The following is a 20,976-nucleotide window of genomic DNA, read 5'->3' on the forward strand; positions in this document are numbered from 1 at the left end:
CGTGGGGGAACTCTCCATTCTAGGCACCGGACACCAGCCGGTACGCCCCATCGCCACGCTTCGGGCTCAGTTGATGCGCAGGACCTTCGTCACCGTCCTCCCCGCGACCTTCGCGTCCCCCTCGTAGGTGATCGTGAACGTGTGCTGTCCCTTGGGCAGGTTCGACGCCGTGAGGACGGTGACGCCGAGGAACAGCCGCCCCTTCGCGACGGTCCTGTCCCCCAGGCGGACCGTGACGTTCCCGCTGGGCAACGTGCCCTTGGCGGACACCCCGACGGTGAACACCGCCGAGCGCCACAGGCCCAGCGCGCCCACCTTCACCGACGGTTGGAGCAGGACGGGTCCGGTCGTGGGCGCGGTGGTCGGCTCGACCGTCGGCTGGGTCGTCGGCTCGACGGTGGGCCCGGCCGTCGGCGTCGTGGTCGGAAGGGTGGTGGGCGGACTCGGCACGAACCCCAGCGCGATGCCACCGAGACGGTGGTCACCCGGGGCGAGGCACTGCAGCGAGGTGGGGATCAGGGTGTGGTCCGCCTTCTCCAGCGAGCCTCGCAGCGTGAACCGCTCAGGAACGCTCAGCCACAGCGGATCCAGGGGGTTTGCGTCGAGCCCCACCACGATCTCGGGCAGCTCGACCTGTCCACGCATCACCCACGGCACGTTCGCCTCCTGCGGCACCGGACCGCGCTCGACGAAGAGGCCACCGGCGGCCAGGGCCGTCTCGCCACCGGCGTTCTCCAGCTCCCACTCGGTGCCCGACGTGGTGGAGCCGTCGAACTGGCGGGCCCCGATCAGGTCGAAGACCGCGTCGCGCAGGATTTCGTCGACCGTCAGCGCGAACTTGGCCGAGCGGGGAGGCAGGGCCCACCCGGGCCGGCCGACGTCCTCATATTCCGCGCTCACGTCGGCGACCACGCGCTGGACGCCGAGGTCGATCCCACCGGTGTTCACCCGGCAGGCGTACTCGAAGGACCTCGAGAGCACTCCGGGACCGATCGGGGCGGGCCCGGCGGGGTCGGGGTAGGGGTTGCTCGTCGGGTCCGTCGGCTCCGTCGGGTCGGTCGGGTCCGTTGGCACGGGCGCGGTGGGCGGCGTCGGAGTCGTCGGGATCGTGGTGGGCGGATGGGTCGGGTACGTCCAGCCCTCCAGCGCTATGCCACCCACCCTTCTGTCGCCGGAGGCGGTGCAGTCCATCGTGGCCGGGATCGTGCTGTGGTCGGCCTTGCGGAACGTGCCGTCGAGCCTGAACTGGTCGGGTGCGTTCAGCCAGAGGCCTCCCGCGACGTCGCCCGGGACGGTGAGGGCCGGCAGCGCGACCTGTGCCCCGAAGTTCCAGACGCGGCCGGCTTCCTGCGGGATCCCGCTGCGCGGCGCGACGATGTCGCCGGCCTGCAGGGCGGTGGTCCGGTCCGCTGTCGTGAGCGACCACGCGCTGCCCTGCGAGGAGGCCTCGAACTCCCGGGCGCCCAGCAGCAGGGTCGTGCTCTGGCGGAGCAGCTCCTGCGGCCTCAGCACCAGCTCTGCCGGGCGGGCGGGAAGCACGTCACCGGGCGCTGCCACCTCGGGGTAGTCGACGGTCGCCCGGACGTCCACCCGCTGCACGCCCAGGCCGAGCCCCCCGGTGACGGTGGCGCACCAGTAGGTCACGGTCCTCGTCAGGGTTCCCGGCCCTGCAGGGGCCGGGGACGAGGGGTCGGGGAACGGGCCGAACGTCGGATCGGGGGTGGGATCGGTCGGGTCGGGCGTCGGATCCGGCGTGGGGTCCGTCGTCGGATCGGGGTCGGGCGTGGGGTCCGTCGTGGGGTCGGGCGTGGGCGGGGTGGGATCCGTCGAGCCCTCGAGGGCGACTCCCCCGAGGACGCGGTCGGCCGGTGCCGTGCAGGTGAACTCGCCGTCGTGGGTCTCGCCGCTTGTCGTGTGCATCTGGCCCGCCAGGGTGAAGCGCTGGGGAAGACTCAGCCACAGCGCTCCCTCGGCGTCGTCGGGCACCGTCACCGCGGGCAGGTCGACCCGACCCGGCAGCCGCCACGACTCGTTCATCCCCTCGGGGACCGCTGCGCGGGGGAAGACGAGGTCCCCGGTGTCCCAGGCGGTGGCGCGGCCCGCCGTGGTGAGCGTCCAGTCGGCGTCGGCCGTCCCCTCGTAGGACGTGCCGTTGAGGAGGAGGTGGACCGACTGGCGCAGCAGCTCGGACAACTCGAGCTCGACCGAGGCAGAGCGCGGCGCGAGGACATCACCCGGCGCAGCCACCTCGGGGTAGTCCGCAGTCGCCCGGACGCTCACGGAGTGCGTTCCGAGGTTCAGGCCCCAGAAGATGCTCTCGCACTGGTAAGCGAAGGTCCGCTCGAGCTCGCCCGGCCCGACGGGCACCGAGGCAACCGGAGTCGACGTCGGCGCCGTGGTGGGGACCACGGTCGGATCGGTGGACTCGGCGAACGCCGGCGACGCGACGACGAGGGCGGCCACGAGGGCGCCGACCGACGTCGCGACCGCGACGGATGGAATGAAGCGTGGCATGACGGCCCCCTGGCTCCGCAGGCCCCCGAGCCCACCTGTCACTGTGAGTTACACACCGGAACCTACACGCGCAGGGCGCCTCCGAGAACCCCTCGCCGGCGGATGTATCAGGGCGTGGCCAGGCGGCTCGTGGGGGGCGTCGGCCGTTCGCGGCCGACGCAAGCGCCGCGCGGGCGCCGACCGCCAAACGGGGGTCGGCCGGCGCCCGCGGGTGCGTCCAGCGATTCAGCGGGCCCGGTACGTGACCTTGAGCTTCTTCAGGTACGTGACCTTGCCCTTGCCGTCGAAGCCGCGGACCACGATCGTCCGCTTCGCCGACCGCAGGCCCTTGTCGTACCGGACCTTGCGCACCACGCGGCCGTACGAGTCGGCCTTGCCGGTCACCATCTGGTGGCGCAGCGAGATCCGGTAGCGCTGGCCCGAGGCCAGGCCCTGGGCACGGATCGTGAAGGCCTGCGTGCCACGAACGGTCAGGCGCGAGGCCGTGGCCTTCGCCGTCTCCTTGATCACGTTCGTCCGCAGGGTCGTCGACCACTCGGTGTGACCCGGCGCCGTGACGGTGATCCGTGCGCAGACCACGCGTCCGACCATGCCCGCGGTGACACGGAACGAGCTCGCGACCTTCGACGGACGGCAGTCGGCCGCGGCGGGGGCGAAGCCCCACGTGGTGGTCGTCTTCGCACCCTCGGGCAGCGGGCCCGAGAGCAGCGACGCCGTCAGGGTGGCGCCGATCTTCGGGCTCGTGCTGCTGAGCACCCCCCGCAGGACGGGCAGCGTGCCGCGCAGGACCGGGTGCTCGTGGAGGAACGTCCCGGAGAGGGACTCATAGCCCTCGGCCGTGACGCCCACCTCGACACACAGCACCTCGCCGACCTCAGCGGCCGTGGGCGTGAAGGAGTCCGACGTCGCACCCGAGATGGCGACACAGACCTCACCCTGCTGCACTCCCCACTGCCAGTGACCCTCGGCGCCCTCGGGCGCCTCGGACAGGTCGAGCGGCAGCGAGATCTCCTCGCCCACCGTCGGGCGAACCGTGCTGAACGCGGGCTCGTTCACCTGCAGCGAGCCCGAGCCGATCTCGACCTCGCCGGAGGTCGTCACGTCGGCGACGTAGCCGCGGGCCGTGGACGTCACGGTGACCGAGAGGTCGTGACCGCGCTGCGCGCCCTTCGGCGTGTAGGTCGTGGCCGTGGCGCCCTCGATCGGCTCGCCGTCGAGGTTCCACTGGTAGGTGCGCTCGGCATCCGCCGGGTCGCCACCGGTCACGGAGGCGGACGCCTCCACGCCGACCGCGGTCCAGCCCGGGATCGTCACCGTCGGCGACTCGCCGAAGGCACCGGCACCGGCACCGACGGTTCCGACCACGAGGGTCGCCTTCGCGTCCTGGTGGCCGAACGGCCACAAGTGGTCAGAAGTGACTACCGTTTCGCGCAACATCAGCCACTCCTGCGCCACTACGCTGACGTGGCCGCCATTTCGACGACGTAAGGAAGAACCGCATGCGCGTGCGCGTCATCGCCATCGCCGTGGCGACCGGACTGGTCCTCGCCCTGGCGCCCCTCGCGGCTCAGGCGGCATCGACCTACTCCGTGTCCCTCTCCATCAACGCCAGCAGGCCGACGGTCGGCACGAAGCTCAAGCTCTCCGGAACGGTCTCCGGTCCGCAGGCGGCCGGGAAGCAGCTGCTCGTGCAGCGCAAGATCGGCAGCGGAGCGTGGAGGACGGTGGCGAAGGTGCGCACCACGGCACGGCGCACCTACGCGGCACGGGTGAAGGTGACCACCGCCGGCCGGCAGTACGTGCGCGTCGTCGCGCCGAGGTCGTCGTCGGCAGGCGCCGGCACGAGTCCCGCGCGCCGCTACACGGGCTTCCGCTGGCTCGACCTCACCAAGCAGCGCCACGCGACGGGCGGTGAGCCCGTGAACGGCCCCGTCACCATCGCGGGGAAGCGGTACCGCAAGGCCTTCACGTTCCGCGACTCCGGCGTCTACTTCAACACCGGCGGGAAGTGCACGACGCTCCGCGGCTCGGTCGGCACGCCGGACAACGCCGCCGGCCGCCTCGTGGTCCTCACGGCCGCCAACGCCGACTTCGACGACGAGCGCGAGTACCACGCCCACGCCGCGGCCGGTGCCGCTCCGAAGGCGGTCAGCTACCCCGTCACGGGCCGGAAGGTGGTCGCGTTCGGCGACGACAACAGCCGGAAGCGCGTCTCGATGGTCGCGCCGAAGCTGCGCTGCTCGGTCAACGCCCTGCCGAGGATGGTCCTGCCCTCGCTCTGACGCCGGACGAAGGCGCCCCGCTTGGGTCGATTCACGTACCACCAGCCACTCCAGCCACTACGCTGGCCGGGCCGAATCCCCCGAACCGAAGGACCGTCCCATGCGCCTGCGCGCTCTCGCCCTCGCCACGGCCACCGGCCTGGTGCTCACCCTGGCACCGGCCACCGCGGCCGAGGCGGCCAGGAAGCCGGCCTACAAGGTCTCGATCTCCACCAGCACGGCCAACCCGACCGTCGGCGCGACCGTCAAGGTCACCGGCAAGGTCAAGGGACCCAAGGCCGCGAAGAAGCGCCTGCTCGTCCAGCGCAAGGTCGGCGCCGGCCGCTGGACGACCGTCGCCAAGGTCCGCACCACGAAGAGCCGCAAGTACGCCGTGCGCGTCAAGGTCAGGACCGCCGGGAAGCACTCGCTGCGCGTCGTGGCGCCGAAGTCCTCGAAGGCCCGCGCCGGCAGCAGCCGGGTCCGCGGCTTCACCGGATGGCGCTGGATCGACCTGACCACGCAGGGCCACGCCGACGAGGGCACGAACTCGGTCGGCTCCGTCAGCATCGCCGGCCGGACGTACCCGAAGGCCATCCGCTTCGCGGGCGGTCGCTACTTCAAGACGAACGGTGCCTGCAGCACCTTCCGCACGAGCGTCGGCGTTCCTGACACCGAGAGCTTCGACGGCGGCCTGAGCTTCCTCGAGTTCAAGAAGGCCGACCTCTCCGACGAGCCGACCCTCATCGAGCTGGACGTCCGGCAGGACGCGGCTCCGCTGCCGCTGCGCACGTCCGTCGCGGGATCCCAGGTGATCGCGTTCGGCGGAGGCTCCGTCGCCGCCGTGTCGCCGCAGGTGCTGTGCCGGACGAACTCGCTCCCGTCCTTCGCGCTTCCGCGCTGACCACCACGACGAACGCCCCTCCCCGCCGGGGAGGGGCGTTCGTCGTTCAGCGGGGGCGAGACAGGAACGCGAGCATCGCCTCGCGCGCCTCGTCGCTGCCGAACAGCTGAGCCGACTGCTGGGCCACCTGGTCGCCGAGTGCGTCGATGCGCGCCACGAGGTCGTGGTTGAGCAGGGCCTTCGTCTCGCGGAACCCCTGCGGGTAGCCCTGCGCGAGGTCGGCGAGCACCGCTTCCAGTCCGGCGTCGAGCCCGTCGTCCTCCACGACCCGCGTGACCAGGCCGATGCGCTGGGCCTCGTCGGCGTCGAACTTCCGGCCGGTGAGGAAGAGATCGGACGCCGCTCGCGGCGCGAGTCGCGGCAGCAGCGACAGGCTGATGACGGCCGGCGCGAGCGCCAGCCGGACCTCGGTCAGCGCGAACGTGACCGACGCCGTGGCGAGCACGATGTCGGCTGCGCCCACGAGCCCCAGGCCGCCCGCGCGGACCGGGCCGCCCAGCACGACCACGACGGGCTTGGCGCTCGTCGCGATGCGGCGCTGCAGGTCGACCAGGGCGCTGGCGCCCTCCTGCATCGCCCCCTCCGCGGCCTCGGACAGGTCGGCGCCCGAGCAGAACACCCGGTGGGCCGAGCGCAGCACGATCACCTTGGCGTCGGCGTCGGCCTCCGCGGTGCCCAGGTGCGCCCCCAGCTCCGTCACGAGCTGGCGGCTGAGCGCGTTGCGGTTGTGCTCGCTGTCGAGCGTGATCGTCGCGACGCCGTCGGCGACGTCCAGATGGACGAGTTCGGTCATGGTGCTCCGTTCCGCTGCGGTGGTTTCGATACGCGGCTCGTGCCTCGCCCGCTACTCAACCACCGGGCTCGGTGATCGAGTGGCGGCGAGCGAAGCGAGACGGCGTATCGAGATCAGTAGGACTTCGGCAGGCCCAGCGAGAACTGGGCGACGAAGTTGAGGGCCATCTGCTTGCTGACGGGCGCGATGTTCGACAGTCGCGACGAGGCGAGCGCCTGCACCAGACCGTACTCGTTCGCCAGACCGTTGCCGCCGTGCGTCTGGATGGCGGTGTCGACGGCCTTGGCGGCGGCGTCGCCGGCGGCGACCTTGGCCATGTTGGCCGCCTCACCCGCACCCATCAGGTCGCCCGCGGCGTAGAGCGCGGCGGCCTTCTGGGTGAGCAGGCGCGTCATCTCGATGTCGATGTGCAGCTGCGCGAGCGGGTGGGCGATGGCCTGGTGCGCGCCGATCGGCTTGCCCCAGACGTCGCGCTCCTTGGCGTAGGCGACGGCCTTGTTCAGCGCCCAGCGCGCGGTGCCCGTGCCCATGGACGCGGCCATGATCCGCTCGGGGTTCAGGCCCGCGAAAAGCTGCTCGAGCCCGGCGTCCTCGCTGCCGACCAGCGCGTCGGCCGGCAGCCGAATGTCGTCGAAGAACAGCGTGAACTGCTTCTCCGGGCTGGTGAGGCCCATGTCGATCTCCTGGGCGCTGAAGCCCTCGGCGTCGGTGGGCACCATGAACAGCGCGGGCTTGAGCTTGCCGCTGCGGGAGTCGGCGGTGCGGCCCACGACCAGCACGTGGCTGGCCTCGTCCACGCCCGAGATGTAGGTCTTGCCGCCCTTGAGGATCCAGCCGTCCTCGGACTTCGTGGCCGTCGTGACCAGGTGGTGCGAGTTCGACCCGGCGTCCGGCTCGGTGATGCTGAACGCGTAGGTCGCAGTGCCGTCGGCCAGGCCGGGCAGCCAGCGCTGCTTCTGCTCCTGCGTCCCGTACTGGGCGATGACCGTGCCGACGATCGCGGGCGAGACCACCATCAGCAGCAGCGGGCAGCCGGCGATCGCGAGCTCCTCGCATACCGCCGCGAGGTCGCCGATGTCGCCGCCCCCGCCGCCGAACTCCTCGGGGATCGAGACGCCGAGGTAGCCGAGCTTGCCGGCCTCGGACCACAGCTCCGTGGTCTTGCGGCCCTCCTTCGCGGCGTCGTAGAAGTAGTGCTCGCCGTACTTGGCGCCGAGCGACGCGACCGCCTTGCGCAGCTCGCGTCGCTCCTCGGACTCCACAAAGTTGCTCATTCGGTCTCCTCCTCGATGACGGCGAGGACCGCTCCGGCCTCGACCTGTTGCCCGACGCTCACGGCCAGGCCGCTGACGACGCCGTCGGAGGGCGCCGCGATCGTGTGCTGCATCTTCATCGCCTCGAGGACGACCACGGGGTCGCCCTTCGCGACGCGATCGCCGTCGGCGACCTTCACCGCCGTGACCGCCGCCGGCATGGGCGCCAGCAGCGAGCCCTCGGCCACCACGTCCGCCGGGTCGACGAAGCGGGGCACGGGGACGAGGCTCGTCGAGCCGTCCGGGCCGTCCACGTCGACGTGGCCCGGCGCCACCGCGACGCGGTAGCGGCGGGTGACGCCCTCGACCTCGAGCATGATCTCGACGGTGGAGCCGTCGACCGCGACGGAGACGACGTCGACTCCGTCGACCACCAGGCGACCCTGGGCGCTGCGGTACGCGACGGGCTCGTGGCCCTCGTACTCGCGCGTGAGGGGCTGACTGGGCACGTTGCGGAAGCCGGCGGGGATGCGGGACAGCACCCTCGCCGAGGAGGCCGCGAGCGTGGCCTCGGCCAGCGCGGCCGCGACCGGCACCAGCGGGTCCGGCTTCTCGGCACCGAACCAGTCGTCGGCGTGCTCCTCCAGCATCGAGGTCCACAGGTCGGCGTCCCGCACCTGCGGCGCCTCGAGGATCTGCCGCAGCGCCGACCGGTTCGTCGTGACGCCGTGCACGCGGGACCGACGCAGTGCATCGACCAGCGTGCGCAGGGCCGTGGCCCGGTCGGGACCGTGGGCGATGACCTTGGCGATCATCGCGTCGTAGTGGATGCCCACGACGCTGCCCACCTCGACGGCCGAGTCGACGCGCACCGAGTCGGGGAAGTCGAACGCGCGGATCGTGCCGGTCTGGGGCGACCAGTCCTCGGCGGGGTCCTCGGCGTAGAGGCGGACCTCGATCGCGTGGCCGTTCGGCTCGGGGACGCTGCCCACCAGTGCGCCACCCTCGGCGATGCGGATCTGCTCCGCGACCAGGTCGAGCCCGTGCACCTCCTCCGTGACCGGGTGCTCCACCTGCAGACGGGTGTTCATCTCCAGGAAGAACACGCGGTCGCCGTCGACGAGGAACTCCACGGTGCCGGCGCCGCGGTAGCTCACGGCCTTCGCGGCCTCGCGGGCGGCGATGTGCAGCGTCGTCCGGGCGCGGTCGGAGAGCCCGGGCGCCGGCGCCTCCTCCACGACCTTCTGGTGGCGGCGCTGGATCGAGCAGTCGCGATCGCCGACGGCCCACACCGTGCCGTGGGTGTCCGCGAGGATCTGCACCTCGACGTGACGGGCCCGGGGCAGGTAGGGCTCGACGAACACCGTGCCGTCGCCGAACGCGGACTCGGCCTCCGCCCGGGCCTTCGCGAGCTCGGCGTCGAGGTCGTCGAGCCGCTCCACGACGCGCATGCCGCGACCGCCGCCGCCGGCACTGGCCTTGACGAGCAGCGGCAGCTCACCGGGCGTGACGCCGTCGAGGTCGACCGCGAGGATCGGCACGCCCGCGGCGGCCATGATCTCCTTCGCGCGGATCTTGCTGCCCATCTCGTCGATGGACTCGGGGCTCGGCCCGATCCAGACCAGTCCGGCGCTCTCCACGTCCCGGGCGAAGCCAGCGTTCTCGGACAGGAAGCCGTAGCCGGGGTGGATCGCGTCAGCGCCACTGCGGCGGGCCGCCTCGATCACGAGGTCGCCGCGCAGGTACGTGTCCGACGGGGCGCTGCCGGGCAGCCGCACCGACACGTCGGCCTCGGCCACGAACGGCATGCCGGCGTCGGCGTCGGAGAACACCGCCACCGTCTCGATGCCGAGGTCGCGGCACGTGCGGAAGATCCGCCGCGCGATCTCGCCGCGGTTGGCGACCAGGACTCTCTTGATGGTCATGCGGTGGCTCCTTGATTGGCTGTGGTCTCGATACGCCGCTCGCTGCGCTCGCGAGCTACTCGACCACCGGTGCGCTCGTTGATCGAGTGCCGCCGAGCGGAGCGAGAGGGCGTATCAAGATCGCTCCTCTTCGCGCGCAGATCCGTCACAGGCGGAACACCCCGTAGCCGCGGGCGCCCTCGACGGGTGCGTTGGCGATCGCGGACAGGCAGATGCCCAGGATGGTGCGGGTGTCGCGCGGGTCGATGACCCCGTCGTCGTAGCCCAGGCCGCTGGTGAAGTACGCCAGCGACTGCTCCTCGATCTGGGCCTCGACGAGGTCCTTGATGCCTTGGAACCCCTCGGCGTCGAACGGGATGCCCTTCGACTCCGACGACTGGCGCGCGACGATCTCCATCACGCCGGCCAGCTGCGCCGGGCCCATCACGGCCGACTTCGCGCCCGTCCAGCTGAACATGAAGCGCGGGTCGTACGCGCGGCCGCTCATCCCGTAGTGGCCCGCGCCGTAGGACGCGCCCATCACGATCGAGATGTGCGGCACCTTGCTGTTCGAGACCGCGTTGATCATCTGGGCGCCGTGCTTGATGATGCCGCCCTGCTCGTACTCCGCGCCGACCATGTAGCCGGTGGTGTTGTGCAGGAACAGCAGTGGCGTGTCGGTCTGGTTCGCCAGCTGGATGAACTGCGCGGCCTTCTGCGCCTCCTGGCTGAACAGCACGCCCTGCGCGTTGGCGAGGATGCCGATCGGGTAGCCGTGCAGCTGCGCGAAGCCGGTGACGAGGCTCTGGCCGTACAGCGGCTTGAACTCGTCGAACTCGCTGCCGTCGACGAGCCTCGCGATGACCTCGCGCGGGTCGAACGGCACCTTGAGGTCGGTCGGGACGATGCCCAGCAGCTCCTCGGCGTCGAGCACCGGCTCGGCGTAGACGGAGGCCGGCACGGGGCCGGCCTTGCGCCAGTTGATGCGCCGGATGATCTGGCGGCCGAGGCGGATCGCGTCGCGCTCGTCCACGGCGAGGTAGTCGGCCAGGCCGGACTGCTTCGCGTGCATCTGCGCGCCACCGAGCGACTCGTCGTCGGACTCCTCGCCCGTGGCCATCTTCACCAGCGGCGGACCGCCGAGGAAGACCTTCGCGCCGCCGTCGACCATGACGACGTAGTCGCTCATGCCCGGCACGTAGGCGCCGCCGGCGGTGGAGTTGCCGAAGACGAGGGCCACCGTCGGGCGGCGGTCCTCGCTGGCCTGCGTGATGTTGCGGAAGCTGGCCCCGCCGGGGATGAAGATGTCCTTCTGGGTCGGGAGGTCGGCGCCGCCGGACTCCACGAGGTTGATCGTGGGCAGCCGGTTCTCGGCCGCGACCTGCGCCGCGCGGAACCCCTTCTTGACCGTGACGGGGTTCGATGAGCCGCCCTTCACCGTGGGGTCGTTCGCGATGATCATGCACTCGACGCCCTCGACGACGCCGATGCCCGTGATGATCGATCCGCCCACCGTGAAGTCGGTGCCCCAGCCGGCCAGGGCGCCCAGCTCGAGGAACGGCGAGTCCTGGTCGACGAGCAGCTCGATGCGCTCCCGGGCGGTCAGCTTGCCGCGGCCGTGGTGACGGGCGACGTACTTCTCGCCGCCGCCGGCCAGCGCCTTCGCGTGCTGCTCGGCGAGGTCGGCGACGCGCGCGAGCGCCGCCTCCCGGTTCTCGGCGTACGCGCCCGTCGTCGGGTCGACGGCCGTCCTGGCTCCGGTCATGCTCGGTCCTTCCACTGCAGTTCGACGGGGGTGTCGAGGTGTTCGATGAAGGCGGCGGCATCGGCGTGGATGCGGTCGCGGTCGGAGGGTGCGAGGGGTCGCACGGGGGTGATCTCGAAGAGGCCCGGGCCGTCCTTGCGCTTCGCCTTGAGGCTGCGCCAGGTGGCCGCGACGACGCCGTCGAGCAGGACGAGGTTGCCGCCCCAGACGTCGATCGTGCCGCGCTCCGCGATGGGCACCTCGTAGTGCGAGCGGTCCGCGTAGGCGATGACGAGCTCGTCGAAGAGGCTCAGGATGAGGGCCGTGCCGTCGGAGGAGACCGGCGCGACCGGCTCGACCTCCGCCACCTCGTAGGCGCGCTTCGCGTCGGTGACGGTGATCCCGGCCCACCACGCGAAGTCGTGCGCCGTGGCGGGGGCGTGGCCGGCGAGGTACATCGTGGCCAGCCGCAGGAGCGCCTCCTCATGGTCGAGCTCGACCGTGGGGATGCGGGACGCGTAGGGGACGAAGGTGTCCCAGTGACCTCGGCGCGCTCCGGTGGTGACCACCTTGTCGAGCTCGGCGCTGACGGTGACGTGCCCGAGGGCCTGACCCTTGAGGTCGACCCCGCGCAGGGCGAGGGCCTCGCCGATCTCCTTGCGGGTCAGCGGCGCCTGCGCCGCCTCGACGATCTCGCCGACCATCGCGACGAAGCGGTCGCGGTCCTCGAGCAGTCCGGTCGTGCGCAGCTGCGGGCGGGACTGCGCCCGGATCCGGTCGGCGGTGAGGTCGAGCATCCAGTCGAGGTCCTGCGTGCGGACCACGTGCCAGGTCGGGCGCAGCACGTGGTGGCGCACGAGGTCGCCCTCCGCGATCTCGGCTGCGATGGCCTCCCGCGCGGGGCGGTCCTGCGTGCGGCGCGCGAGCGACCACAGCGAGTCCTCGAACTCCTGGAACTGCACCGCGCCCAGCGCGCTGACGCACGAGATCAGGTCGGGGAACGGCTCACCGATCAGCCGCTGGCGCGCCATCCGCTCGCCGCGGACCTGTGCTGGGCTCATGACCGCCACCCCTCTCCACTTTTGGAGAGCGTTGCACCGTCCGCGGACGAAATTGCGTGCATCCGTTTCCAAAAGTCGCACGAGGGCGGCCGGGTGCGGGTCACGTCAGTACCCCAGCAGCTTCGCGGCGAGGTCTTTCATGACCTCCGTGGCGCCGCCGCCGATGCCGAGGATGCGGGCGTCGCGGTAGTGGCGGTCGATCTCGGACTCGCGCATGTAGCCCATGCCGCCGAAGATCTGCACGGCCTCGTGCACGACGAACTCCACGCACGCGACGGCCTCGTTCTTCGCGACGACGGCGTCGAGGATCAGCGTGGGATCGGACTTCGGGGTGTCGAGCGAGCGCTCGACGACCTGGCGGGTGAGGGCCCGTGCGGCGGCCGTGCGCGAGTGCATCTCCACGAGCTTGTGGCGGATCACCTGGCGCGCGATGAGCGGCTTCCCGAACGTCTCGCGCTCCTTCGCGTACGCGACGGCGAGGTCGAGGGCGCGCTGCGCCGTGGCGTAGGCCTGGGTGGCGAGGTTGATGCGCTCGCCGACGAACTGCTGCGCGATGTAGTAGAAGCCGGCGTTCTCTTCGCCGACGAGGTTCTCGGCCGGCACCCGCACGTCCTCGAAGGAGAGCTCGGCGGTGTCGGAGCAGTGCCAGCCCATCTTGCGCAGGCTGCGGCCCACCGTGAAGCCCGGCGTGCCCTTCTCGACGACGAGCAGGCTGATGCCGCCGTGGCCCTCGCCGCCCGTGCGGACGGCGGTGGTCACGAAGTCGGCGCGGACGCCGCTGGTGATGAACGTCTTCGCGCCGTTGACGACGTAGTGGTCGCCGTCGCGCACGGCGCGGGTGCGGATGTTAGCCACGTCCGACCCGCCGCCGGGCTCGGTGACGCCGAGCGAGCCGATCATCTCGCCGGCCAGCGTGGGCCGGACGTACCGGTCGATGAGGTCGGTATCGCCCGAGTCGATGATGTGCGGCGTCGCGATCGAGTGGGTGAACAGGCTGGCCTGCAGGCCGGTCGAGCCGCCGGCGGCCATGATCGCCTCGGTGGCGATGACCGAGTCGATCATGTCGCCGCCGTCGCCGCCGACCTCCTCCGGGAAGCCGATCGCCAGGAACCCCGCCTTCGCGGTGCGGCGGTGCAGCTCGCGCGGGAGCTCGCCGTCGTCCTCCCACTGCGGCAGGTGCGGCGCGATCTCGGCGCGGGTGAAGTCCTCGACCGCGGTGCGGAGCGCGTCGCGCTCGGGCGTGTTCCAGGCGTTCATGCGAGCAGCTCCTCGGGGATGGGCACGACGCGGGCGCGCAGCCACTCACCGAGCGCCTTGGCCTGCGGGTCGAAGCGGGTGGACGAGGCGACGCCCTCGCCGAGCAGTCCGTGCAGGATCACGTTCACGCCCGCCAGGTTCGGCAGCGGGTGGACGTCGATCTCCAGGTCGGCCGCCTCGGGGAGCAGCTCGCGGATCCGCTCCTCGGTGAGGAGCTCCTCGAGCCAGACGTAGGCCTCGTCGCGTCGCGGGTGCGCCGCCGGGATCCACACGCCGACGTTCGCGTTGCCGCCCTTGTCGCCCGAGCGCGCGTGGACGAGGCGTCCGAGGGGGATCTCGACGTGATCTCGATACGCCGCTCCTTCGTCGCGTGCTACTCGATCACCGGGGACCGCCGATCGAGTGTCGGCGAGCTTGCGAGACGACGTATCGAGATCAGCGGTCACGGCCGGCGGCGCGACCTCGGCCCGCGAGCCGTCGGCGTGGACGACGACGTGAGGCACCTCGGCCTGGGGCACGTGGGCGGCGCGGTAGATGCCGTAGGGGGCGCCGCGGCCGGGAGGGGCGGTCATCGTGAAGCCGGGGTACGACGCGAGGGCGATCTCGACGGCGGCGCCGCTGAACGCGCGGCCCACCGCGTTCTGGTCGGCGTCCTTCACGTGGCAGCGCAGGATCGCCGCGGCCTCGGGCTGCGAGGCGGGGTCGGCCTTGTCGGTGCGGGCGAGGTCCCACACGATCTCGGCCGGCGGGCTCGGCGCGAGAGCGGACTCGATCTGCGCCCGCACCCACGCGGCCTTGTCCTCGATGTCGAGGCCGGTCAGCACGAACTCGACGCTGTTGCGGAAGCCACCGAACGCGTTGAGGCAGACCTTCGTGGTGGCCGGCGGCGCGGTGCCGCGGACGCCCGAGATCCGCACCCGGTCATCGCCGTCGGGGGCGAGGTCGATGCTGGTCAGGTCGACGATGACGTCAGGGTTCAGGTACCGCTGGTCCTGGATCTCGTAGACCAGCTGGGCCGTGACGGTGTCCACGGTGACCGCGCCGCCGGTGCCCTCGTGCTTGGTGACCACGACCCCGCCGTCCTCGGCGATCTCGGCGATCGGGAAGCCGAGGGGTCGCGAGGTGTCGATGTCGCGGAAGCCGCTGAAGTTGCCGCCGGTGGCCTGGGCGCCGCACTCGATCACGTGTCCCGCGACCACGGCGCCGGCGAGCCGGTCGTGGTCCTCGCGGTCCCAGCCGAACTCGGCAATCGCGGGGCCGACCACCACGGAGGCGTCGGTGACGCGGCCGGTGACCACGATGTCTGCACCGGCCCGCAGCGCCTCGGCGATGCCGAACGCTCCGAGGTAGGCGTTGGCGGTGAGCGCGTCGCCGAAGCCGAGCTCGGCCGCCCGGGCGACGAGATCGTCACCCTCGACGTTCGCGACGGAGACCTCGACGCCCTGCTCGGCGGCCACCTCGCGGATCGCGGCGGCGAGACCGGCGGGGTTGAGACCGCCTGCGTTCGCGACGATCCTCACCCCGCGCTCCTTCGCCAGCGCGAGGTTCTCGGTGACCTGCGTGAGGAAGGTCTTCGCGTAGCCCAGGTCGGCGCTCTTCATCCGGTCGCGGCCAAGGATCAGCATCGTCAGCTCGGCGAGGTAGTCGCCGGTCAGGTAGTCGAGCTCGCCGCCTTCGAGCATCTCGCGCATCGCGGAGAGGCGGTCGCCGTAGAAGCCCGAGCAGTTGCCGACACGAAGGGTACGCACCTGACCAGTGTCGTGCCTCACATAGAAACAGTCAAGCCTGATTGTAAGTTCATCGAGGAGTCGTCGCAGCCGCCGTCCCCCGGCCACCTCTAGGCTCGCGCCATGGTGACCACCGCCGCGCTCGCGGCCTGCCTCCTGCTCGCAGCCCTGGCCGCCTTCCAGGTCGCGCTCGCCCTCGGGGCGCCGTGGGGCCGGTTCGCGTGGGGCGGCCAGCACACCGTGCTGCCGACCTCACTGCGCGTGGGCAGCGCGCTCTCGGTCGCGATCTACGTCGTGATCGGCGCGATCCTGCTGGCGCGGGCGGGGTTGATCTCGCTCGGCGTCTCCGACCGCACCGTCGAGATCGCGGCCTGGGTAGTGACGGGCTACTTCACCCTGGGCATCGCCATGAACCTCGCATCGCGCAGCCGGCCAGAGCGCCTGGTGATGGCGCCGGCCTGCGTCGTCCTGGCCCTGCTGTCGGGCGTCGTCGCCCTGTCCTGAGTCAGCGGGCGATGCCCACGTACTGGTACTCGAGGTACTCGTCGATGCCCTCGCGACCGCCCTCGCGGCCGAGACCGGAGTGCTTCACGCCACCGAACGGGGCGGCCGGGTCGGACACGACGCCGGCGTTGACGCCGAGCATCCCGAACTGCAGCCGGGGCGCGATCCGCATGACCCGGTCGAGGTCCTTCGCGTAGACGTAGCCGACCAGTCCGTACTCGGTGGAGTTCGCCAGCGCGACGGCCTCGTCCTCGTCGGCGAACGACTGCACGGGCGCGACCGGGCCGAAGATCTCCTCGGTGACGACGCGGGACCGCGCATCCACACCCGACAGGACCGTCGCGGGGTAGAAGTGACCGGGGCCGTCGGGCAGCTCGCCGCCCACGACGACCCGCGCCCCGCGCTCGACCGCGTCGGAGACCAGGCCGTGCACGCGCTCGCGGCTGCGGTCGTCGATCAAGGGACCGAGGTCGGTTCCGGGCTCGTCGCCGGCACCCACGCGCAGGTCGCCCATGCGCGCGGCGAAGCGCGTGACGAACTCGTCGTGCACGTCGCGGTGCACGAGGAAGCGGTTGGCCGCGGTGCAGGCCTCGCCGATGTTGCGGGTCTTGGCGGCGATCGCGCCGTCCACGGCCGCGTCGAGATCGGCGTCCTCGAACACGATGAACGGGGCGCTGCCACCGAGCTCCATCGAGCACCGCAGCACCCCCGCGGCGGCCTGGGCCAGCAGCGCCTTGCCCACGGGCGTGGAGCCGGTGAACGAGAGCTTGCGCAGGCGCGGATCGGACAGCAGCGGCCCGGTCGTGGCCGCGGGATCGGTGGTGGTGAGCACGTTGATCACGCCGGCCGGTACGCCGACCTCCTCGAACACCTTCGCCACGGCGAGGGTGGTCAGGGGCGTCAGCTCGGCCGGCTTCACGATCGAGGTGCAGCCGGCGGCGAGGGCGGGGCCGAGCTTGCGGGTGGCCATCGCCAGCGGGAAGTTCCACGGCGTGATCAGCAGCGACGGCCCGACCGGACGCCGGTCGACCATCATCTGCAGCTTGCCGGACGGCAGCGTGCCGTAGCGGCCGTCGATGCGCACGGCCTCCTCGGAGAACCAGCGCAGGAACTCCGCGCCGTACGTGACCTCGCCGCGCGCCTCGGCCAGCGACTTGCCCATCTCGGCGGTGATCAGCCGGGCGAAGTCGTCGGCGTGCGCGGTGATGAGGTCGAACGCGCCGCGCAGCAGGTCGGCCCGCTCGCGCGGCGTGGTGGCGCCCCACGACTCCTGGGCCGCGTCGGCCGCGGCGAGTGCAGCCTGGCCGTCGGCGGGGGTGCCCTCGGCGACCTCGGTGATGACCTTGCCCGTGGCGGGGTCCTCGACGGCGAAGGTGGCACCGCCCGAGGCCGGGGTCCAGCGCCCGTCGAGGTAGAGGTCGGCCGGGTGGCCGGAGAGCAGGGACTCGATGAAGTCGGCGACGCTCACGCTCACTCCTTCGTGAAGTCGATGATCTGGCGCAGCTCGGACCCGTCGGCCAGGTCATCCATGGCGCGGTTGATGTCGTCCAGCGCGATCGTGGAGCTGACGAGGTGCTCCAGCTGCAGGCGTCCGGCACGCCACAGCTCGACGAACACGGGGATGTCACGCTTCGGCACGGCCGAGCCGAGGTAGCTGCCGACCAGCGTCTTGCCCTCGGCCACCAGGGCCAGCGGCGAGAGCTCGATCGTGTCGTCGGGCGCGGGCAGTCCCACGGTGATCGTCTTGCCGCCCGGCGCAGTGAGGGCGATCGCGGCGGCGAAGACGCGGCCACTGCCGACGGCCTCGATCACGGCGTCGGCCTTGAAGCCCGACTCGGCCGCCTCTGCTGGCGTGAGCGCCTCGTGCACGCCGGCCTGCAGCGCGGCGGCGCGCTTGTGCTCGAGCGGGTCGATGCCGACGACGCGCACGCCCTCATACGACAGCGCGGTCAGCGCGGCCGCCAGGCCGACACCGCCGAGGCCGACCACGGCCACGGTCTGGCCGGGCGTCGGCTTCGCGACGTTGATGATCGCACCGCCGCCGGTGAGCACCGCGCAGCCGAGGACGGCGGCCATGTTCGGCGGCACGTCGTCGTCGACGGGGACGAGCGAGCGATGGTCCACGACGGCGTGGGTGGCGAACGCCGAGACGCCGAGGTGGTGCGTGACGGGCGAGCCGTCGCGGGTGAGCCGGCTGCCACCGGCGAGCAGCTCGCCGCCACCGTTGGCCACCGAGCCCGGCACGCACGGAGCCATGCCGTCGGTGGCGCAGCCCGCGCACTCGCCGCAGCGCGGCAGGAACGTCATGATGACCCGCTGGCCCACGGCGAGGTCGGTGACGTCGGCGCCGACCTGCTCGACCCGACCGGCGGCCTCGTGCCCGAGCAGCATCGGCACGGGGCGCGGGCGCTTGCCGTCGACGACCGAGAGGTCGGAGTGGCACACCCCCGCCGCCTCGACCCGCACGAGCACCTCGGTGGGCCCGGGCTCGGCAAGGTCGAGCTCGGCCACCCGCAGGGGCCGGGACTGCTCGAAGGGGCTCGATGCCCCGATGGTCTCCAGGACGGCGCCACGAATCTTCACTTCTGCTCCTCGTCGATCAGCCACGTCTGCTCGCTGGACGCTACCGCGGGAGGCGCGCGGCTGGCGACGGCAGTCTCGCGGATCTGGACGGCTTCAGCGGTCGTGGGCCGGTTGGAGTTCCTCGAGGATGTGCACAGCTCGGTCCAACTTCTTCGGTGTTATTGCAAAGCGATCGAATCGAAAAGAACTACGAAAGGTCGCCAATATCGGCCTCCAGTTCTCGAACGGCCTTGCTCACAACATGTACGAAGCTGGTGCGTACGTCCGCATCCGACATCTTCTGAATGCCCGGGGTACCTAGGTCTTGAAGCACCAACCTTTGCTTCGATACGTCCATCAAGTCGAAGTTCGGAACGTACCGGCTGTTGCGTGACGTAGGTCGGGTCACTGACCAGTGAGCGCGCATGAATTTCTTAGGCTGAAGGCCGACGGGTGCGCCGAACCGCGCTTGGAGTCGAGCCACAGTCCAATCAAGCTTCTTTAGGAGGGTTCGATCGTTCAATTCGCGGAAGTACTGGAGCCATCCATAAGCACGGTTGTCAAAGATGCACCCAGTTATCGTCAAGTTTAAGTGCCACTCTAGACGCTGATCGGCGTAGGGGCTTGCACGATCCGCTCTCCAGTTCGCAAAATGTCGAGCGAGCCGAGCCTCCAGTCGTGCAACGCTTTCAACCTTGACGCTGACCCGCGTTCCCTTGAAGGCGTACCCCAGGTACTCGAACCCTCCGTCAAGTGCGCCATGCCCAGACTTTCCCGGGACGTCATCCGGATGGGGTGAGAGCGCCATCTTGCCCAACACCTCACGGCACGCCTCTTTCACTTGATCGACGGCCACAGAGTCGCAGAGGATCAGGATGTCGTCCACGTACCGGTGATACGCGATCGACTTGGCGGCCCCGCCCGCATCGGACGATTGGCCCCTTTCCGGGGCGGCCACTGACATCGACCGGAGCTCCTCGTCGACCGAGCGCATATATATCTCAGCGAGAACGTTCGAGATTGGCAAACCTTGCGGCACTCCTGTACGGAGGATTTCCGCGTTATGAGCTCGTCCGTCCGGAACAGTTGGCGTTGTTACCGCGGAGTCAATGAGCCTGTGAACTTCCCGCTTTCTCACTCGCTTTCGTAGTTCAAGGGCCAGGAGGCTGTGGTCCACAGAACCATAGAAGTCTTGAACATCCACTCGCACGAAAGCACTAAAGACAGACCGCGAAAGATCACCGGCGACAGCTTGAACGACGGATTGCGGCAATTTTGGCTGGCACTCCGGGAATGCCGCCCCGAGGACGTCCGCGAGGACTCTAAGCGCAAGCCGGTCTCGCAACGTCGGAACGGACAACTGCCGAGGATGCTTTCTCGCTCCCTTAAGGACGAGCCTCTCGCGGTACATTGAGAATCGATACGTCCCCGCCCTAGCGCGAGTTTGGATTAGCGCGAGTTCCCGCTCCAAATCAGCGGCAAAATGTTTCCCCGCGACCCCGTCGCGACCGCGGACGTTCGTGGACTCGAAGCGCTCACGGAAGATCCTCCGCAAGTTGCGCTTGCTCGTCGCGGAGCGGAATGCCGAGGATGCGCTGACTCGTTTCCTTTTTCCTCCCCTCCAGGCGCCCAAGGGGGCCGATGCGCTCAATTCGGACATCGGAGGTCACAACCCCACAATTATCCAGTTGATGAAACGGATCAGAAACCACAGAGGAACGAGGAGGAATGCGTATGGCAGCCAGGAAGTCATTACGCTCTTCAACCATACAGAACTAAACTGGTGCCGGTACGCATGAAAATCGGCAGTCGTATGGTTTTCGGAATCCCTAAGGTACGCCGTGAACCGGCGCAGGTGCTTTTCGTAGATGTCTTGGCTAACGGACGTAGTGCGCGTAGCTTCCATCTCATAAGACAGTCGCTGGCACTCTTTATAAGAGTTCTCCATAGCAACGGCCCGAGACGGGTAGGCAAGGGACGAGACCAGCAGGGAAAGCGCTAGAGATAGGACAGCGCAAGCGACCAGAAGGGTCTCCCCCGAAGTGCCGTACATCGCGCCATCCACCAGAAGACCTACCGAGGCAATTGTCGTCGCGACTGCAAGCGAGACGAGCGCAAGATTCCAAGCAACTGCACGGCCCCGAATCCGCTCGTACGCTTCCAGTCGGGACTTATACGTGGTGTAAGCGTTATCCTCGAGCCTTTTCATCAACTGATCTGGCGTGGGTGCGGGCGAAGCCACTTATTCCTCCTAGGAACTCTGCTGTCTATCTCAACCCCAATTGGTGGAGCTCTTCGCCGATGCTCTCGCTCCGGACGTAGGCACTTGGCCCGCTTATCAGTACTGCCTGGAACAACCGCTCATCCAAGCGAAGCGGCTTCGCTCGCACATGGATCATATGTGGAGGCCGAGGGGTTTGACCTCGACTTCTGGGGATCCGCGCCTGTGCCCGCTTGAGCAGCACATGTTCTTTGAGGCACACGCAAAGGGG

General features: G+C 70.2%; 16 protein-coding genes. 3 read left to right on the plus strand and 13 right to left on the minus strand.

All coding sequences use genetic code 11. From position 1 onward, the window contains the following. Positions 1-66: 66 nt before the first annotated feature. A complete protein-coding gene (locus ACY1JX_RS09185) occupies positions 67-2,514 on the minus strand; it encodes a DUF6801 domain-containing protein (protein ID WP_462563778.1) in 2,448 nt (815 codons plus the stop codon). A 225-nt stretch (positions 2,515-2,739) separates the two neighbouring features. Then, positions 2,740-3,879 (minus strand): hypothetical protein, encoded by a 1,140-nt coding sequence (locus tag ACY1JX_RS09190; RefSeq protein WP_462563779.1) that lies wholly within the window; start codon positions 3,877-3,879, stop codon positions 2,740-2,742. 134 nt (positions 3,880-4,013) lie between these two features. Here ACY1JX_RS09190 and ACY1JX_RS09195 point away from each other — a divergent pair, with 134 nt between their 5' ends. Then, a complete protein-coding gene (locus ACY1JX_RS09195; protein WP_462563780.1) occupies positions 4,014-4,796 on the plus strand; it encodes a hypothetical protein in 783 nt (260 codons plus the stop codon). Positions 4,797-4,896: 100 nt separating this feature from the next. Further along, entirely contained in the window at positions 4,897-5,679 is a 783-nt protein-coding gene (locus tag ACY1JX_RS09200) for a hypothetical protein (RefSeq protein ID WP_462563781.1), read from the plus strand. A 46-nt stretch (positions 5,680-5,725) separates the two neighbouring features. On the opposite strand, the gene ACY1JX_RS09205 is transcribed toward ACY1JX_RS09200, so the two are convergent. The 7 genes from ACY1JX_RS09205 to ACY1JX_RS09235 form a co-directional block, all read right to left on the minus strand. Then, a complete protein-coding gene (locus ACY1JX_RS09205) occupies positions 5,726-6,472 on the minus strand; it encodes an enoyl-CoA hydratase-related protein (protein WP_462563782.1) in 747 nt (248 codons plus the stop codon). A 113-nt stretch (positions 6,473-6,585) separates the two neighbouring features. Continuing rightward, positions 6,586-7,746 (minus strand): acyl-CoA dehydrogenase family protein, encoded by a 1,161-nt coding sequence (locus tag ACY1JX_RS09210; RefSeq protein ID WP_462563783.1) that lies wholly within the window; start codon positions 7,744-7,746, stop codon positions 6,586-6,588. After that, a complete protein-coding gene (locus tag ACY1JX_RS09215; protein WP_462563784.1) occupies positions 7,743-9,650 on the minus strand; it encodes an acetyl/propionyl/methylcrotonyl-CoA carboxylase subunit alpha in 1,908 nt (635 codons plus the stop codon). Before ACY1JX_RS09215 ends, ACY1JX_RS09210 begins: the two co-directional genes overlap by 4 nt. 145 nt (positions 9,651-9,795) lie before the next feature. Next, complete coding sequence (locus ACY1JX_RS09220; protein ID WP_462563785.1) at positions 9,796-11,394, minus strand: acyl-CoA carboxylase subunit beta; 1,599 nt, start codon at positions 11,392-11,394, stop codon at positions 9,796-9,798. Next, positions 11,391-12,434: a winged helix DNA-binding domain-containing protein gene (locus ACY1JX_RS09225; protein ID WP_462563786.1), complete on the minus strand. Its 1,044-nt coding sequence runs from the start codon at positions 12,432-12,434 to the stop codon at positions 11,391-11,393. The genes ACY1JX_RS09220 and ACY1JX_RS09225 overlap by 4 nt, the downstream gene beginning before the upstream one ends. A 105-nt stretch (positions 12,435-12,539) precedes the next feature. After that, complete coding sequence (locus ACY1JX_RS09230) at positions 12,540-13,691, minus strand: acyl-CoA dehydrogenase family protein (RefSeq protein ID WP_462563787.1); 1,152 nt, start codon at positions 13,689-13,691, stop codon at positions 12,540-12,542. Further along, the gene (locus ACY1JX_RS09235) at positions 13,688-15,439 is read right to left on the minus strand and encodes an acyclic terpene utilization AtuA family protein (protein WP_462563788.1); all 1,752 of its coding nucleotides are present in this window, start codon (positions 15,437-15,439) and stop codon (positions 13,688-13,690) included. The genes ACY1JX_RS09230 and ACY1JX_RS09235 overlap by 4 nt, the downstream gene beginning before the upstream one ends. Positions 15,440-15,541: 102 nt before the next feature. On the opposite strand from ACY1JX_RS09235, the gene ACY1JX_RS09240 reads away from it, so the two are divergent. Further along, positions 15,542-15,922, plus strand: a complete 381-nt coding sequence (locus ACY1JX_RS09240) for a hypothetical protein (RefSeq protein WP_462563789.1) — start codon at positions 15,542-15,544, stop codon at positions 15,920-15,922. 1 nt (position 15,923) lies between these two features. On the opposite strand, the gene ACY1JX_RS09245 is transcribed toward ACY1JX_RS09240, so the two are convergent. The 4 genes from ACY1JX_RS09245 to ACY1JX_RS09260 all read right to left on the minus strand — a co-directional run bounded on the left by ACY1JX_RS09245 (position 15,924) and on the right by ACY1JX_RS09260 (position 20,726). After that, on the minus strand, positions 15,924-17,390 hold the full coding sequence (locus ACY1JX_RS09245; RefSeq protein WP_462563790.1) for an NAD-dependent succinate-semialdehyde dehydrogenase: 1,467 nt from the start codon (positions 17,388-17,390) through the stop codon (positions 15,924-15,926). A gap of 2 nt (positions 17,391-17,392) precedes the next feature. Continuing rightward, complete coding sequence (locus tag ACY1JX_RS09250) at positions 17,393-18,505, minus strand: alcohol dehydrogenase catalytic domain-containing protein (RefSeq protein WP_462563791.1); 1,113 nt, start codon at positions 18,503-18,505, stop codon at positions 17,393-17,395. A gap of 187 nt (positions 18,506-18,692) precedes the next feature. Continuing rightward, entirely contained in the window at positions 18,693-20,144 is a 1,452-nt protein-coding gene (locus ACY1JX_RS09255) for a reverse transcriptase domain-containing protein (protein WP_462563792.1), read from the minus strand. Positions 20,145-20,150: 6 nt separating this feature from the next. After that, on the minus strand, positions 20,151-20,726 hold the full coding sequence (locus tag ACY1JX_RS09260) for an SLATT domain-containing protein (protein WP_462563793.1): 576 nt from the start codon (positions 20,724-20,726) through the stop codon (positions 20,151-20,153). Positions 20,727-20,976 lie beyond the last annotated feature (250 nt).

The sequence above is a fragment of the Aeromicrobium sp. JP4 genome, from assembly GCF_054957925.1.

Coding starts and splice junctions, on each gene's coding strand:
- ACY1JX_RS09185 (WP_462563778.1), bottom strand. CDS start 2,514: ATGCCACGCTTCATTCCATCCGTCGCGGTCGCGACGTCGGTCGGCGCC.
- ACY1JX_RS09195 (WP_462563780.1), top strand. CDS start 4,014: ATGCGCGTGCGCGTCATCGCCATCGCCGTGGCGACCGGACTGGTCCTC.
- ACY1JX_RS09200 (WP_462563781.1), top strand. CDS start 4,897: ATGCGCCTGCGCGCTCTCGCCCTCGCCACGGCCACCGGCCTGGTGCTC.
- ACY1JX_RS09205 (WP_462563782.1), bottom strand. CDS start 6,472: ATGACCGAACTCGTCCATCTGGACGTCGCCGACGGCGTCGCGACGATC.
- ACY1JX_RS09210 (WP_462563783.1), bottom strand. CDS start 7,746: ATGAGCAACTTTGTGGAGTCCGAGGAGCGACGCGAGCTGCGCAAGGCG.
- ACY1JX_RS09215 (WP_462563784.1), bottom strand. CDS start 9,650: ATGACCATCAAGAGAGTCCTGGTCGCCAACCGCGGCGAGATCGCGCGG.
- ACY1JX_RS09220 (WP_462563785.1), bottom strand. CDS start 11,394: ATGACCGGAGCCAGGACGGCCGTCGACCCGACGACGGGCGCGTACGCC.
- ACY1JX_RS09225 (WP_462563786.1), bottom strand. CDS start 12,434: ATGAGCCCAGCACAGGTCCGCGGCGAGCGGATGGCGCGCCAGCGGCTG.
- ACY1JX_RS09230 (WP_462563787.1), bottom strand. CDS start 13,691: ATGAACGCCTGGAACACGCCCGAGCGCGACGCGCTCCGCACCGCGGTC.
- ACY1JX_RS09240 (WP_462563789.1), top strand. CDS start 15,542: ATGGTGACCACCGCCGCGCTCGCGGCCTGCCTCCTGCTCGCAGCCCTG.
- ACY1JX_RS09255 (WP_462563792.1), bottom strand. CDS start 20,144: ATGTCCGAATTGAGCGCATCGGCCCCCTTGGGCGCCTGGAGGGGAGGA.